General features: G+C 69.3%; 15 protein-coding genes and 1 tRNA gene. 11 read left to right on the forward strand and 5 right to left on the reverse strand.

Features of this window, described 5'->3' with window-relative positions; translation table 11 throughout:
- Window positions 1-38 precede the first annotated feature (38 nt).
- Window positions 39-155, forward strand: coding sequence for a photosystem I reaction center subunit IX (gene psaJ, locus KBY70_RS04105; protein ID WP_094559737.1), 117 nt, complete (start codon window positions 39-41; stop codon window positions 153-155).
- Window positions 156-301: 146 nt separating this feature from the next.
- On the opposite strand, the gene gmk is transcribed toward psaJ, so the two are convergent.
- Entirely contained in the window at window positions 302-865 is a 564-nt protein-coding gene (gene gmk / locus KBY70_RS04110) for a guanylate kinase (protein WP_254987504.1), read from the reverse strand.
- A 48-nt stretch (window positions 866-913) separates the two neighbouring features.
- Between gmk and KBY70_RS04115 the strand changes: the two genes are divergently transcribed.
- Both KBY70_RS04115 and tatC read left to right on the forward strand, forming a co-directional pair.
- Window positions 914-2,611 carry an NFACT family protein gene (locus KBY70_RS04115; protein ID WP_254987505.1) on the forward strand — a complete coding sequence of 566 codons (1,698 nt, stop codon included), beginning with the start codon at window positions 914-916 and terminating at the stop codon, window positions 2,609-2,611.
- Window positions 2,608-3,444 (forward strand): twin-arginine translocase subunit TatC, encoded by an 837-nt coding sequence (gene tatC / locus KBY70_RS04120; protein WP_094559734.1) that lies wholly within the window; start codon window positions 2,608-2,610, stop codon window positions 3,442-3,444. Before KBY70_RS04115 ends, tatC begins: the two co-directional genes overlap by 4 nt.
- Before the next feature lie 10 nt (window positions 3,445-3,454).
- Here tatC and KBY70_RS04125 read toward each other — a convergent pair whose 3' ends face one another.
- Window positions 3,455-3,811 (reverse strand): DUF3067 family protein, encoded by a 357-nt coding sequence (locus KBY70_RS04125; RefSeq protein ID WP_233128511.1) that lies wholly within the window; start codon window positions 3,809-3,811, stop codon window positions 3,455-3,457.
- Between the two features lie 130 nt (window positions 3,812-3,941).
- Here KBY70_RS04125 and petC point away from each other — a divergent pair, with 130 nt between their 5' ends.
- The 4 genes from petC to cobM are packed head-to-tail and all read left to right on the forward strand — an operon-like array spanning window position 3,942 to window position 7,132.
- The gene (gene petC / locus KBY70_RS04130) at window positions 3,942-4,490 is read left to right on the forward strand and encodes a cytochrome b6-f complex iron-sulfur subunit (protein ID WP_094559732.1); all 549 of its coding nucleotides are present in this window, start codon (window positions 3,942-3,944) and stop codon (window positions 4,488-4,490) included.
- Between the two features lie 52 nt (window positions 4,491-4,542).
- Window positions 4,543-5,490, forward strand: coding sequence for a cytochrome f (petA, locus tag KBY70_RS04135; RefSeq protein WP_094559731.1), 948 nt, complete (start codon window positions 4,543-4,545; stop codon window positions 5,488-5,490).
- Window positions 5,487-6,347 (forward strand): prolipoprotein diacylglyceryl transferase, encoded by an 861-nt coding sequence (gene lgt / locus KBY70_RS04140; protein WP_254987610.1) that lies wholly within the window; start codon window positions 5,487-5,489, stop codon window positions 6,345-6,347. Before petA ends, lgt begins: the two co-directional genes overlap by 4 nt.
- Window positions 6,344-7,132: a precorrin-4 C(11)-methyltransferase gene (gene cobM / locus KBY70_RS04145; RefSeq protein WP_254987506.1), complete on the forward strand. Its 789-nt coding sequence runs from the start codon at window positions 6,344-6,346 to the stop codon at window positions 7,130-7,132. The genes lgt and cobM overlap by 4 nt, the downstream gene beginning before the upstream one ends.
- Here the strand turns inward: cobM and KBY70_RS04150 are convergent.
- Window positions 7,094-8,572, reverse strand: a complete 1,479-nt coding sequence (locus tag KBY70_RS04150) for an FAD-dependent oxidoreductase (protein ID WP_254987507.1) — start codon at window positions 8,570-8,572, stop codon at window positions 7,094-7,096. The genes cobM and KBY70_RS04150 overlap by 39 nt on opposite strands.
- A gap of 69 nt (window positions 8,573-8,641) precedes the next feature.
- Between KBY70_RS04150 and KBY70_RS04155 the strand changes: the two genes are divergently transcribed.
- Both KBY70_RS04155 and KBY70_RS04160 read left to right on the forward strand, forming a co-directional pair.
- A tRNA-Val gene (locus tag KBY70_RS04155) sits at window positions 8,642-8,713 on the forward strand.
- Between the two features lie 124 nt (window positions 8,714-8,837).
- Window positions 8,838-9,653, forward strand: coding sequence for a helix-turn-helix domain-containing protein (locus KBY70_RS04160; RefSeq protein ID WP_254987508.1), 816 nt, complete (start codon window positions 8,838-8,840; stop codon window positions 9,651-9,653).
- On the opposite strand, the gene KBY70_RS04165 is transcribed toward KBY70_RS04160, so the two are convergent.
- Window positions 9,634-11,244: a Ppx/GppA phosphatase family protein gene (locus KBY70_RS04165; protein ID WP_254987509.1), complete on the reverse strand. Its 1,611-nt coding sequence runs from the start codon at window positions 11,242-11,244 to the stop codon at window positions 9,634-9,636. The genes KBY70_RS04160 and KBY70_RS04165 overlap by 20 nt on opposite strands.
- Window positions 11,245-11,334: 90 nt before the next feature.
- Between KBY70_RS04165 and KBY70_RS04170 the strand changes: the two genes are divergently transcribed.
- Window positions 11,335-12,255: a 4-hydroxybenzoate polyprenyltransferase gene (locus KBY70_RS04170; protein ID WP_254987511.1), complete on the forward strand. Its 921-nt coding sequence runs from the start codon at window positions 11,335-11,337 to the stop codon at window positions 12,253-12,255.
- On the forward strand, window positions 12,252-13,229 hold the full coding sequence (locus KBY70_RS04175) for an LD-carboxypeptidase (RefSeq protein WP_094559727.1): 978 nt from the start codon (window positions 12,252-12,254) through the stop codon (window positions 13,227-13,229). Before KBY70_RS04170 ends, KBY70_RS04175 begins: the two co-directional genes overlap by 4 nt.
- Before the next feature lie 4 nt (window positions 13,230-13,233).
- On the opposite strand, the gene ispD is transcribed toward KBY70_RS04175, so the two are convergent.
- Window positions 13,234-13,914 (reverse strand): 2-C-methyl-D-erythritol 4-phosphate cytidylyltransferase, encoded by a 681-nt coding sequence (gene ispD / locus KBY70_RS04180; protein ID WP_254987611.1) that lies wholly within the window; start codon window positions 13,912-13,914, stop codon window positions 13,234-13,236.
- Between the last annotated feature and the right edge of the window lie 63 nt (window positions 13,915-13,977).

Below are 13,977 nucleotides of genomic sequence, written 5' to 3' on the forward strand. Positions count from 1 at the left end.
GCGCCTCCTCTGGTTTCCTTCCTCCCCAACGTCCAGCCATGAAAAAGTTCCTCACCACCGCTCCGGTGTTCGCAGCCATCTGGTTCACCGTCACCGCTGGGATCGTGATCGAGTTCAACCGCTTCTTCCCCGACCTGCTGTTCCACCCCCTCTGAGAAGGTTCAACCCTGGGGAGTCTTGAACCTTCTGGTTTTTGAACGCTCAGCTTGTTTCACGAGGCGTGAAACACCGCAAAACCCTCAAGCGGCCCCAGGAGGGCCGCTTTTTGCTGTGACATCACCGTGTCCAGCTGCCCGGTGGCTCAGCCCACCAGACCCATCAACCGCTCCAGCTCCGCCAGGGCCGCATCCAGATCGCCGTTGACCAGCACGGCATCAAATTCCGGCGCCGCCGCCAGCTCCACCCGGGCCCGCTCGAGCCGCCGGCCGATGGCCTCCTCGCTGTCGGTGCCGCGGCCGCGGATGCGCCGCTCCAACTCCGCAAAGCTGGGGGGCTCCACAAAGATCTGAAAGCCGGCCGCAAAGCTGCGCCGCACCTGGCGGGCGCCCTCCAGCTCGATCTCCAGCAGCACGGGCCGGCCAGCAGCGAGCTGGGCCTCCACCGGTTGGCGGGGGGTGCCGTAGAGGTTGCCGGCAAATTCAGCCCACTCCAGAAAGCCTTCCTCAGCCACCTGCTGCTCGAAGGCCTCGCGGCTCAGGAAGAAATAGTGCTCGCCTTCCACTTCCCCCGCCCGGGAGGAGCGGGTGGTGGCCGAGATCGACAACCAGATCTGCGGGTGATGCGCCAGCAGCCGCTGCACCAGGGTGCCCTTGCCCACGCCACTGGGGCCGGTGATCAGGGTGAGGCGGCCGGGCGGGGCGCTCATGGCGGGCGTCAGCTCTGGCCTGCAGAGTAGAAGCCAGCCTCGAAGCCCATGGCCTGCTCCCGCCTTCAGGCACTAGACGTGACGACCCTGCGGGCGGTGCTGGCTGAATGGCGGTCCTTGCTGCTGCCCAGCCGCTTCGAGAAGGCCCAGCAGGCCAGCCCCCACGCCCTGCAGATCGGCCTGCGCAGCCTCAGCGGCATCCACTGGCTCGAGCTCAGCTGGCAGGCGGACGCAGCGCGGCTGCACACGATTCCACCGCCGCCGCGCCAGGGCGATGGCAGCACCCTGGCCCAACAGCTCCAGCACGGCCTGCGGGGCCTCGCCCTGGTGGAGATCCGCCAGCAGGGCTGGGAGCGGGTGGTGGAGCTGGGCTTTGCCCGGCGTCCCGGCGACCCGGTGCAGCGCTGGTTGGTGGCCGAACTGATGGGGCGCTTCAGCAACCTGCTGCTGCTTGATGGCGATCGCCAGGTGGTGGCCCTGGCGCGCCAGGTGAAGCCGCAGCAGTCGCGGCTGCGGCCGATCGGCACCGGCGACCCCTACCAACCGCCCCCGCCCCTGGCGGGCGAGCCGCCTCGGCTGGAGGAAGGTTTCGAGAGCTGGCAGCGGCGGCTCAAGCTGCTGCCTGTGCCCCTGGCGCAGGCCCTGCGCGGCGCCTACCAGGGCATCAGCCCGGCCCTGCTGCGCCAACTGCTGCCGACCGGCTGGGGGGAGCGGCCCGTGGACACGCTGAGCCCGCCCGAGTGGCAGCAGCTCTGGCAGGCCTGGCGCGGCTGGCTGGAGGCCGTCGAGAGCGAGCGCTTCGACTGGAAGCTCGAGCCCGAGGGCTTCCGCTGCTGGTGGGCACCTAAAGCTGGCGCGATAGAGCCCACGGTGACGGTCAACCAGGGCCTCGCGGCCTATATCGACGAGCACCTCACGGCCCAGGTGCTGCTGCAACGGCGCCAGCAGCTGGGCCGCCGGCTCGAGGCCGCCGCCGAGCGAGAACACCGCCAGGCCGCGGAGCAGCAAGCCCTGCTGGCGGCCGTGCCCGAAAGCGAGGCGCTGCAGCGGCGTGCCGATGCCCTGCTCAGCCAACGGCAGCCGGGCCGGGCGTGCATCGAGGAGGCCCAGAAGCTGTACAAAACCGCCCGCAAACGCCGCCGCTCCGTGGCGGCGATCACCCCGCGTCTCGAGTTGCACCAGCAGCGGCTGACCTGGCTGGAAGCGAGCCTCACCTACCTCGAGCAGGCCGATAGCCTCGAGCAGGTGGAGCAGCTGGCCGGTGAACTCGAAGCCCTGCTGGCGGAGCGCAGTCGGGGGAGCCAGGGGGGCGGAGTCCAGACAGGCAACCGCCAGGCGCGGCGCAGCCCCGCAACCGAAGGGGTACCCCAGCCCCTGGAGCTCCACACCGCCTCGGGCCTGCCGCTGCACGTGGGGCGCAACCACCGCCAGAACGAGTGGATCGCTTTTCGCCAGGCCCGCCGCGGCGATCTCTGGTTCCACGCCCAGGAACTGCCGGGCAGCCACGTGGTGCTGAAAAGCTCGCAGCAGGAGGCCAGTGAGGGCGATCTGCAGGCGGCTGCCGATCTGGCGGCCCACTTCAGCCGCGGCCGGGGCAACCGGCGCGTGCCGGTGGTGATGGTGCCCACCGAGGAGCTGCAACGCATTCCAGGCGCCGCTCCCGGTACGGTGCGACATCGCGGCGGCACCGTGCTCTGGGGCGAGCCGCAACGCGCTCTTAGCCTTTTGCCAGAGCAGCGACCATGAGCGCCGAACCCGACTCCACCACCACCGAGCCACCCCTGGCGCCACCGCCCCTTGCGCCGCCACCGCCGATCCGGGTGCCTGCCCCCTCCGGTGCTGGAGACAAACCCGACAACGACTTCCCTGACGAAGTCGAGATGAGCCTGGTGGACCACCTCGAGGAGCTGCGCCGGCGGGTGCTGCGCAGCCTGCTGGCGGTGGTGGTGGCGGCGGCGGTCTGCCTGGCGGCGGTGAAGCCGCTGGTGCGCCTGCTGGAGATGCCGGCCGAGGGCATTCGCTTCCTGCAGCTGGCCCCCGGGGAGTTTTTGTTTGTGTCGCTGAAGGTGGCGGGCTACGCCGGCCTCACCCTGGCCCTGCCCTATGTGCTCTACGAAGGGCTCTGCTTCGTGCTGCCGGGCCTCACCCGCCGCGAACGGCGCCTGGTGGCTCCCGCGGTGGCGGGCTCGGCGGTGCTGTTCGCCGCCGGGCTGGCCTTCGCCTGGTGGGCCCTGGTGCCAGCGGCCCTGCGCTTTCTGGTCAGCTACGGCGCCGATGTGGTGGAGCCGAGCTGGTCGATCGAGCGCTACCTCGACTTCGTGCTGCTGCTGATGGTGGCCACCGCCCTGGCCTTCCAGCTGCCGGTGCTGCAGCTGCTGCTCGGCGCCCTTGGGCTGGTGAAGGCCAAGCCGATGCTGGCCGGCTGGCGCTGGGTGGTGCTGGCCAGCGCCCTGGCCGGCGCCGTGCTCACCCCGTCCACCGACCCGGTGACGATGCTGCTGCTCTCCGGGGCCATCACGGCCCTCTACCTGGTGGGCGTGGCGCTGGTGGCCTTCACCGAGCGGCTGCGTCCAGCCTGAAGCGGCCCGCCTAAAGCAGGAATTCACTGGCCCGGCCAGCGGGAATCTCCAGGGCCAGCCCCATGGCCTTGCCCAGCCGCGGCTTGTCGCTGGTGGTGCGGAGCCAGCTGCGCACCTGGGCCGCCACCCCCAGCCCGTTGAGCAACCCCACCAGCTCCTCCAGCTTGTTGCGGTAGCCCTCCTCACTGAGGGGAAAGGATTGCTGCTCCAGGTAGGCCCACATCACCTGCAGATACATCCGGCCGCGGCGCTGCACCAGTTGCAGGTCGTAGGAGGCCTGCCAGCGCTCCTGCAGCAGGTCCCAGAGCTCCTGGGCCAACAGGGGTGCGCCGTCATCGGCGGAGGGTGGCAGGGCGCTGGAGGGCAGGGACACGCCGGGGCGCACACGACGGATTGCACAACAGCATGTTGCAGGCCCAGGCGCACCCTGGCGAGCGGGCCCCGGGGCCGCGCAGGCAAGGTTCATAATGGGCGCCACATTGTCCCGGCGCGTCTTCATGACCCAGATGCCAGCGAGCGCTTCCACTGGAGACGTGCCCGGAATGGGTCGTCGGCAATTCATGAACCTGCTGACCTTCGGGTCGGTGACTGGCGTCGCCCTGGGTGCCCTCTATCCCGTGGCCCGCTACTTCATCCCCCCCAAGGCAGCCGGCGGCGGCGGTGGCACCACCGCCAAGGATGAACTGGGCAACACCGTCACCGCCAGCGGCTGGCTCAGCACCCACAAGGAAGGCGATCGCAGCCTGGTGCAGGGCCTCAAGGGCGACCCCACCTATCTGATCGTCGAAGGCAGCGACGCCATCGGCAGCTACGGCATCAACGCCATCTGCACCCACCTGGGCTGCGTGGTGCCCTGGAACAGCGGCGCCAACAAGTTCATGTGCCCCTGCCACGGCTCGCAGTACGACGCCACCGGCAAGGTGGTGCGCGGCCCCGCCCCGCTCTCCCTGGCCCTGGCCCACGTGTCGGTTGAGAACGACACCGTGTTCTTGAGCCAGTGGACCGAAACGGACTTCCGCAACGGCGACAAGCCCTGGTGGGCCTGATCCCCCGCCCGATCCCCGCGTTTTCCCTCCCCGTCTGTCGCCTGATCCCGTGATGCGTCGCTCCCTCTCCCTCCTGCTCGGCACCCTGATCGGCACCTCCCTGAGCCTGGCCGTGCTGCTCAGCGGCGCCAGCCCCAGCTGGGCCTATCCCTTCTGGGCCCAGCAGAACTACGCCAGCCCCCGGGAAGCCACCGGCAAGATCGTCTGCGCCAACTGCCACCTGGCCAAGAAGGCCACCCGGGTGGAGGTGCCCCAGGCCGTCTTCCCCGACACGGTGTTCAAGGCGGTGGTCGAAATCCCCTACGACACCAGCGTCCAGCAGGTGTCGGGCGACGGCAGCCCCACCGGCCTCAACGTGGGTGCGGTGGTGATGCTGCCCGACGGCTTCACCCTGGCTCCCCAGGACCGTCTCAGCGACGAACTCAAGGAAGAGACCGCCGGCGTCTACTACACCCAGTACTCCGACGACCAGCCCAACATCCTGCTGGTGGGTCCTCTCCCCGGTGACCAGCATCAGGAGATCGTCTTCCCGATCCTCTCGCCCGACCCCGCCACCGACAGCAGCATCCACTTCGGCAAGACCCAGATCCACGTGGGCGGCAACCGCGGTCGCGGCCAGGTGTATCCCACCGGTGAGAAGAGCAACAACGGCGTCTTCAACGCACCGGTCGCCGGCACCATCTCCGCGATCACCCCTGGCGACAATGGCGCCACGGTGGTGGAAATCACCGCTGAAGACGGCAGCAAGGCCACGGAAACCGTGCCCGCCGGCCCCACCCTCACCGCTGCCGTGGGCGATGCCGTGGTGGCTGGTGCGGCTCTCACCAACGATCCCAACGTCGGCGGCTTTGGCCAGATCGACGCCGAGATCGTGCTGCAGAACCCCGTTCGGATCTACGGCCTGCTGGCCTTCTTCGCCGCCATCGCCCTGGCCCAGATCATGCTGGTGCTCAAGAAGCGTCAGGTGGAGAAAGTTCAGGCAGCAGAAGGCCTCGTCTGAGCAGCGTGCTGGCCACCTTCACCTCACCGGGGCCCCTGGTTTTCCAGCTGGGCCCCTTTGCTTTGCGCTGGTATGGCCTGCTGATCGCCGTGGCCGCGCTGCTCGGCCTTAGCCTGGCAACTCGCCTGGGCCGGGCTCGGGGCATCGAACCCGCCCTGATCGCCGACCTGCTGCCCGTGCTGGTGCTGGGTGCGGTGATCGGCGCCCGTCTCTATTACGTCGCCCTGGAGTGGCGCCAATACTCGGGCAACTGGCTGGATGCCTTCGCCATCTGGCGCGGCGGCATCGCCATCCACGGCGCCCTGCTGGGGGGCAGCCTGGCCACGGTGCTCTACTGCCGCTGGCGCAAGCAGCCCTTCTGGTCGCTGCTCGATGTGCTGGTGCCGGCGGTGGCCCTGGGCCAGGCGATCGGCCGCTGGGGCAACTTCTTCAATTCCGAGGCCTTTGGGCTACCCACCGATCTGCCCTGGAAACTGAAGATTCCGGCCGACAGCCGCCCGGCCGAATTTCTCGAGCAGCTCTACTTTCACCCCACCTTCCTCTACGAATCCATCTGGAATCTGGGGGTTTGCATCCTGTTGCTGTGGCTATTCCGCGCCGCCAGCCGAGGCCGCATCCAGCTGCTGCCCGGAGCCCTGAGCTGCGTTTATCTGATGGCCTACAGCAGCGGCCGGGTGTGGATTGAGGGTCTGCGGCTCGATCCGCTCTGCCTGCTCTCCAATCCCCCCTTCTGTGAGGGTGGTCTGCGCATGGCCCAACTGGTGAGCCTGCTGCTGATCGCCCTGGGTGGCGTGGGCCTCTGGTGGCTCTACCGCCGCCGCCGTCCCCTTCCCGACCCCAGTGGAGTGTCCGTTTGACCCCAACCGATGCAGCTGAGCTGAGCTCCAAACCCGTGTGGATCGTCGGGGCTGGCCCCGGCGCCCCCGACCTGCTCACCCGGCGCGCCGCCAAGGTGCTGGAGCAGGCGGAGGTGCTGGTGTGGACCGACTCCCTCGTTAATCCCCAGGTTGCAGCCCTGGCACCCGAGGGCTGTGAGCAGGTGCGCACCAGCACCCTCACCCTGGAGCAGGTGATGGAGGTGGTGCTGGATCGGGCCCGCGCCGGCAAAACCGTGGTGCGACTCCACGACGGCGATCCCTGCCTCTACGGCGCCATCGCCGAGCAGATCTGCCGTTTGGCCGATGCCGGCATCGGCGTGGAGGTGGTACCCGGCCTCAGTGCCTACCAGGCCGCCGCCTCAGCGCTGCAGAGCGAACTGACCATTCCCGGCCTGGTGCAGACGATCGTGCTCGGCCGCGCCGGCGGCCGCACCGGTGTACCAGAGCGCGAGAGCCTGGAGCGGCTGGCTGCCCTGCGGGCCTCCCTGTGCCTTTACCTGAGCGCCCGCCACGTGGAGGAGGTGCAGAGCGAGCTGCTGCGCCACTACCCCGCCGACACACCCGTGGCGATTGCCTACCGGGTGAGCTGGCCCGACGAGTGGATCCAGGTGGTGCCGCTGGCTGAAATGGCCCGGGTGAGCCAGGAGCGGCAGCTGATCCGCACCACCCTCTATGTGGTGAGTCCGGCCCTGGCGGCGCCGGCAGAAGCCCGCTCCAAGCTCTACTCAGCCAGCCACAACCACCTGTTCCGCGGCGGCATCTGAGGCCCTCTCGCCGTAGAGCTCCTGGGCCAGGCGGTGGCGATCAAACCTGCAGCCCAGCCGCTCGGCGATCGCCTCCACATCGCGGGCGGCATTGCCGAGGCAGCACGTGCCCCCCGGTGACGGGGTGACGTTGAACACCAGACCCAGCCGGGCCGGGATGCTGGCCTCACCCAGCATCAGCTTGCGGTTCACCTTGTCGATCAACTGGGGACGCACGCCGCCATAGCCCTCGGCAAAGGTGAGATCGCTGAGCTGCATGCCGGGCACGATCTTGCGGGCATCGGCCAGGAACAGGCGCCGCCGCAGCCAGGGCACCTCAAACAGCAGATTTTTGAAGATGTAGTTGCGGATGTCGGCGATGCGGAACAGCTGCCAGAACACCGCCAGCACGGCCCAATCCAGCCGCAGCACCTGCAGAAACTCCCAGAAGGACGCCGGCTTGTAGCGCTCCAGCAGCGGCAGCAGCAGGGCCGTGGGGCCGAAGCGGGTCTTGCCGGGGGCGCGCACATCCGGGTCGCCGTGGATGGCGGCGAAGGGCAGCTTGTCGTTCTGCACCGTGTACACCTTGCCCTGAAGCAGGTCGGGCGTGAAGTAGAAGCTGCCCGCCACCGGCAGGCAGGAATACTCCAGGCCGTAGCCCATCCGCTGGGCCATCAGCAAGCTGTGGGCGCCGGCATTCACCACCACGTGCCGGGCCCACACCGAGCGTGGAGCCAGGCCGGCGCTGCAGCCGGGGGTGGGGGCCAGCTCCACCCGATAGCCGTCGCCCTCAGCGGTGATCGTGCCCACGCTGGTGCCGAGCTGCACCGTGAGCTGGCGAGCTGTGCCGGCCACGCCCTTCTTGGCCTGGGCCACAAATGAGGCCGAGAGCTCCTCGTAATCGACGGCGGTGTAGGTGCGACGGATGCCGATCGCCACAAGCTCCTCCGGCCGCAGCGCACCGTCCACCAAACCCACCTGGGGCTCCCACGCTGCAATCTGCTCCTTGTCGAGCAGTTCCATCGCCGGGAAGTGGGGCGAAAAACGCGCAAAGCGCTCCCGCAGAAAGGCGCATTCCGTCTCGCCCACGCCCAGCACCATCTTCGGGGTACGAAACACACAGCGCTCGCGGGTGGCCGGATCGAGCAGCTCGGCGTAGTGCACGATCATCTCGGCGGTGCGCTTGACCTTCACCGCCTTCTCGAGGGTGTAGTTGGTCTCGATGTCGCCGCAGTGGATCGTCTGGCTGTTGTTGGTGGCCTTGGAATTCACCCGGGCCAGTTGGTCGTAGCGCTCCACCAGCAGGATCCGCTCCACATCGGTGTAGCGAGCCAACTCAAACAGCAGGGCCGTGCCACACACCCCACCGCCCACGATCAACACATCGACGTCTGCCTCCCCCTGTGCCGCAGGGGCTGGCTGTTCAGCAGGAGCCGGGGTAGAGATGGGGGTGGCGCTCACGCGAGACGGCTGGTTCTGAACCCATGCTCGCCGATGAGGTGCCGGTGGTGTTTTAAGCTCTGTGTGTGCGGGCGATTAGCACAGCGGTAGCGCACTTCCTTCACACGGAAGGGGTCACTGGTTCGAATCCAGTATCGCCCATTTGACCTGGTAATTCGGGCCCAAGCCCCTCCGGCAAAGCCCCCCGACCAAGCTCTGGCGCGCCCGGATCAACTGCTTGCGCGCCCAGCTCGACTCGGCAGAATAATTCAAATTTGTATCCGGCTTGACCCATTTGGCGTCTGACTCCTCTCGCCACGAGCCCATCGCTGCCCTGCAGGCCCTAGGCCAAGCACTGCGCCAAGGCCGTGAGGGGCAGGGGCTCGCGATCGCCGAGCTGGCCCAACGGCTCAACATGGGCCAAGAACAGCTGCAAGCCCTGGAAGATGGCGATGCCGACCGGCTCCCCGAGCCTGTGTTCGTGATCGCCCAGGCCCGCCGGGTGGCCAACACCCTGGCCATCAACGTTGACGCCCCCCTGCAGACCCTGCGGGAGAGCGGCGGGTTCCAACCCAGGCCGGTGAAGGTGGCCGAACTCGCCCCTCGGGGAGAGGCCCCTGGAGCCGGTCGGCCGTCGCCCGTACAGGCCGTCGGTCGACTGGCCCTGGCCGCTGGGCTTGTGGCGGCCCTCGGCGCCGGTGGCACAGCGGGCTGGCAGCAGTGGCAGCGCCTTCAGGCGTCCCGTCCAGCCGAACCGGAACCGGCCAACGCACCACAATCAGCCCCACCACAAACCACTGCACCGCAAGCCACTGCACCGCAAGCCACTGCACCGCAAGTCTCAGCTCCAGAAACCCCAAGCAGCTCTGAGCTGCTGCTGATCAGCAGCCAGCCCAGCTGGCTGGAGGTGAAGCAGCAGGGTGGCGAGAGCCTGTTCCGAGGCACCTTCGAAGGCGAGCGGCGCTTCCCCCTCGGCGGCGGGCTGAGCGTGCTGGCCGGACGGCCCGACCTGGTGAAGGCCCAGCTGGGCAGCGGACCGGCCAAACCCCTAGGCCGGATCGATCAGGTGCGCTGGCAGCAGTTCAAGGCTCCGGCACCCTGAGGTCGAGCCCGCAGGCCTCCTGCACCACATCGACGCAGGAGCGCAAGCTCCAGCGCTCCAGGCTCAGATCCACCGGCTGCTCGCCCGGGGCTGCCACCAGTGGCTCGAGGCCGATGCTCACGGCGCCAGCGAGGGGCAGCACCTGCAGCGCTCCGATCACCGCGGCAGGGCGACGATCCAGAGCGGCAGCCAGGCGCAGCAGCAACGCCATCGACGTCACCGTGCGGCGCTGGTCGCGGTCTTCGATCAGCTGCCACGACTCATGGCGCTTCTTCGGCAGGCTGCGGCGGTGGTAACGACCAATGGCCGCCACCATCAGGTGCTCCGCCTCGGAATAGCCAAGGAGCTCACCGTGGCGGATCAGATACCAGCTGTGCTTGTGATAGGCGGAAATGTTGATGCTTTTGCCGCAGGTGTGCAGCTGGGCGGCAGCCCACAGCAACTCCCGACCCGGGCCGTCGTCGTGGTGCAACAGGCCGCGGGACTGGTCGTAAAGGCTGAGGGCATGGGCCGCCACCCGATCGGCCCTGGCCCGGTCCACACCGAAGCGCTGGGCCAGATGCAGCACCGTGCGCTCGCGGATCGTGCTCTGGAAGGCAAAGCGATCCCCCAGTAGCCCATTGCGCAGCATCCAGTCGACGATCAAACCCTCCCGCAGGGCCCGATCACACACCACCAGCTCCCGCACCTGGAGCATGGCCATCGCCGTCTGCAGGATCATGGCTCCAGGCACGATGATCTCGGCCCGCCGGTCGTTGATGGCGGGCAGGGCGCGGCGTTGCTCCGGCGACATCGCCAACAACCGAGCGGTGAGCTGGTCGATGCGCTCACGGCTGAGCCGGTAGCCCTGCAGCTTCAGCGGCGGCTTGGGATCCTCCGATGCCGCCAGAGCCGCCAGGGCCATTGCCGTGCCACTGGTGCCCACCATCAACGGTTGCTCACTGCGCTGCAGGGCCGCCTTCACCTCCGCCACGGCCGGATCGAGAGCGCCCTGGATGTAGGCCTGCAGAAAGGAGCGTCGGTCTGCTGATAGGGGGTCTTGTTGGCAGAACTCCCGCTGCAGCCGCACCGCCCCAATCCTGGTGCTGCTGAGGCTGCGGGCATCCCGGCCGTCGGCCAGGACCAGTTCGGTGGAGCCGCCGCCGATGTCGATGATCAGGTGGGGCTGGTTGCCGAAGGCCATGCCCGAGAGCACCCCCAGGTAGATCAGCCGAGCCTCCTCCGGGCCGCTGACCAGATCCACCTCCAGCCCCAGCTGCTCCTGAAGCGCCACCAGGAAGTCGCGGCCGTTGGGGGCCTCCCGCACGGCGCTGGTGGCCGCCGTAACGATCTGCTCGACGCCATGGCTCAGGGCCAGGTCGCGATCGTGGCGCAAGGTGCGAAAGGCGCGCTCGATCGACTCGGCACTGAGGTCGCCGGTGTGGGGGTCGCGCTCCCCGAGCCGGGTGGTGGCTTTTTCGGCCAGCACCACGCTGAAGCTGCACAGCTCCGGATCCACCTCCGCCACGAGCAGGTGGATCGAATTGGTGCCGATATCGATGGCGGCCACCCGGCGACGCCCGGCTTGCTTGAGGTTGGGGGCCTGAACCATGGGGTTCGGCAGCAGCCGCAGGGGCGCCACTTTGCCACCCATGGCCCCCTCTGCCGGCACAACTAGGGTGCCTCGCAACGGAAATGGGGCATGGCCAACTCCGCAAGCGGCACCAGGCTGGGGGCCTGGCTGGAGCTGGTGCGCTGGCACAAGCCGAGTGGCCGCCTGATTTTGTTGATCCCCGCAGGCTGGAGCCTCTGGCTTACCCCCAACGCCCCACCGGCGCCGCTGCTGGTGGGGCTGATCGTGCTGGGGGGGCTGGCGGTGAGCGCCGCCGGCTGCATCGCCAACGACCTTTGGGACCGCCGCATCGACCCCCTGGTGGAGCGCACCCGCAACCGCCCTCTGGCCGATGGCCGGGTGGGGGTGCGGGAGGCCTTGGCGCTGCTGCTGCTCGCCCTGGTGGTGGCCCTGACGGTGCTGCTGGTGCTGATGCTGGGTCTGCCGGCTAGCGGCCGCAGCCTCTGCCTGCTGCTGGCGCTGGCGGCGCTGCCGCCGGTGCTGCTCTACCCCTCGGCCAAGCGCTGGTTTGGGTATCCCCAGCTGGTGCTTGCCCTCTGCTGGGGCTTTGCCGTCCTGATCCCCTGGGCGGCCCGCACGGGTTCCCTAGCGGGCGGTTGGCCTCTGGCCCTGGTGTGGCTGGCCACCCTGCTGTGGACCTTCGGCTTCGACACCGTGTACGCCATGGCCGACCGCGACGACGACCGGGCCATCGGCGTGCGCAGCAGCGCCCTCAGCCTCGGGCCGCAGGCTCCCCTGGCGGTGGCGGTGAGCTATGGCCTGGCCGCCGCCGCCCTGGCGCTGGCCGCTGGGCTGCAGGGTGTCGGGCTGCAGGGCAGTGGCTGGATCGTCTGGCCCCTCTGGCTGCTGGCGGCCTTCGGCATGCAGCGCGAAGCCGCCCTGCTGCGTCGCCCCGCGTTGCCCCGCTCGGCCTACGGCCGTCACTTCAGCCGCCAGGTGCAGCTCGGCGGGCTGCTGTTGCTGGCCCTGGTGCTGGGGCAGCTGCCATGAGCGTGGCCATGCACCAGCCGGCGCCGCTCCAGCACGGCGATCGGGTGCAGCTGGTGGCGGCCAGCTCAGCCCTGCTGGGCGACGACGCCCTGGCGCGGCTGCAGGCCGGCATTGCCGTGCTCGAGGGCTGGGGGCTGCAGGTGGAGCGGAACCCGCTGCACGGGCGCCAGTGGGGCTACCTGGCCGGCCGCGACCCGGAACGGCGCGGCGACCTGGAGGCGGCGGCCCGGCGGGGGGCGGAGCTGCTGGCCTGCGTGCGCGGCGGCTGGGGGGCGGCCCGACTGCTGGAGCAGCCCCTGGACCTACCGCCCCGCTGGCTGCTGGGCTTCTCCGACGTCACCTCCCTGCTCTGGGCCCAGCTGGCCCAGGGCCAGGGCGGCGCCATCCACGGGCCCCTGGTAACCACCCTGGCGGCCGAGCCGGCCTGGAGCCAGGAGCGGCTGCGGGCCCTGCTGTTCGGCGAGTCCCTGGCCGATCTCCACGGCGAGGGCTGGTGTGGCGGCCAGGCCGAAGGCCCGCTGCTGGCCGGCAATCTCACCGTGGCCACCCACCTGCTCGGCACCCCCCACCTGCCCGATCTACGCGGCGCGATCCTGGTGCTCGAAGACGTGAGCGAAGCCCCCTACCGCATCGAGCGGATGCTCACCCACTGGCGCCTCAGCGGCGCCCTGCAGCAGCTGGCCGGCATCGGTCTGGGCCAGTTCACCGACTGCGACGACGTGGTGGCTGCTGACGCGAGGCCCACCGACGAAACCAGTCCCCAACCGCCGGATTCGGTTTGTGAAACAGCCTGTGAAACACAGCCGGATCGCTTCAGCCTCGAGCAGGTGCTGCGGGAGCGCACCGCCGATCTCGGCATTCCCGTGGTGAGCAACCTGCCCGTGGGTCATGGGGTCGGCAATGCAGCCCTGCCCCTGGGGACCTGGGCGCGGCTGGATGCTGGCAGCGGCCGGCTGCACATTCCGCCGACCTAGCCCTTCAGCACCGAGCCGCCAGCACGGCCGCCGCCACGGTGAGATCGAAAGGGGTGGTGAGCTTGATGTTGGAGGGGGGCGCCTCCAGCACCTGCACCGGCAGGCCCAGCCGTTCAAACAGGGCCGCATCGTCGGTGACGCTCCAGCCTTCGGCGATGGCGGTGGCGTGGGCATTCCGCAGCTGGGCCACGGGAAACCCCTGGGGGGTCTGGGCGGCCCAGAGCACTCGGCGATCCGGGGTGGCGGTGATGGTGCCCGCCCCATCCACCTGCTTGATCGTGTCGGTCACGGGGGTAGCGGCAATCACAGCCGCGCCCTGGAGCATGGCGGCGGCACAGCGCGCCAGCAGGTCGGGCTCCACCAGGCAGCGGGCGCCGTCGTGGATCAGCACCCCTTCGGCATCGGTCGGCAGGGCGGCCAGCCCGCAGCGCACCGAGTCCTGACGGGTCTCGCCACCAAGAATCCACTCCACCGGCCGGTCGGGGCGCACGCCCGCCACGATCGCGGCGATCGCCTCCGCATCCACCGGCTGGCCGACGATGCCGATCCAGTGGATCGCCGGACAGGCCAGGGCCGCCTCCAGGGTCCAGGCGAGCACGGGCCGGCCGGCCACCGGCAGCAACAACTTGTTGCCCTCGGCCCCCATGCGGCGGCCACTGCCGGCGGCGGCGATCAGCAAATGCACAAGCAACTCCCTCGAATCAGGCCAATCCGAATCCGATCCATACAATCAGGCCGCCGAACCGTG

The organism is Cyanobium sp. ATX 6E8, assembly GCF_024346335.1.
Taxonomy (GTDB): Bacteria; Cyanobacteriota; Cyanobacteriia; order PCC-6307; family Cyanobiaceae; genus Cyanobium_A.

Coding starts and splice junctions, on each gene's coding strand:
- KBY70_RS04170 (WP_254987511.1), top strand. CDS start 11,335: ATGGCCAACTCCGCAAGCGGCACCAGGCTGGGGGCCTGGCTGGAGCTG.
- KBY70_RS04175 (WP_094559727.1), top strand. CDS start 12,252: ATGAGCGTGGCCATGCACCAGCCGGCGCCGCTCCAGCACGGCGATCGG.
- KBY70_RS04115 (WP_254987505.1), top strand. CDS start 914: ATGGCCTGCTCCCGCCTTCAGGCACTAGACGTGACGACCCTGCGGGCG.
- petC (WP_094559732.1), top strand. CDS start 3,942: ATGACCCAGATGCCAGCGAGCGCTTCCACTGGAGACGTGCCCGGAATG.
- tatC (WP_094559734.1), top strand. CDS start 2,608: ATGAGCGCCGAACCCGACTCCACCACCACCGAGCCACCCCTGGCGCCA.
- KBY70_RS04165 (WP_254987509.1), bottom strand. CDS start 11,244: ATGGTTCAGGCCCCCAACCTCAAGCAAGCCGGGCGTCGCCGGGTGGCC.
- gmk (WP_254987504.1), bottom strand. CDS start 865: ATGAGCGCCCCGCCCGGCCGCCTCACCCTGATCACCGGCCCCAGTGGC.
- petA (WP_094559731.1), top strand. CDS start 4,543: ATGCGTCGCTCCCTCTCCCTCCTGCTCGGCACCCTGATCGGCACCTCC.
- psaJ (WP_094559737.1), top strand. CDS start 39: ATGAAAAAGTTCCTCACCACCGCTCCGGTGTTCGCAGCCATCTGGTTC.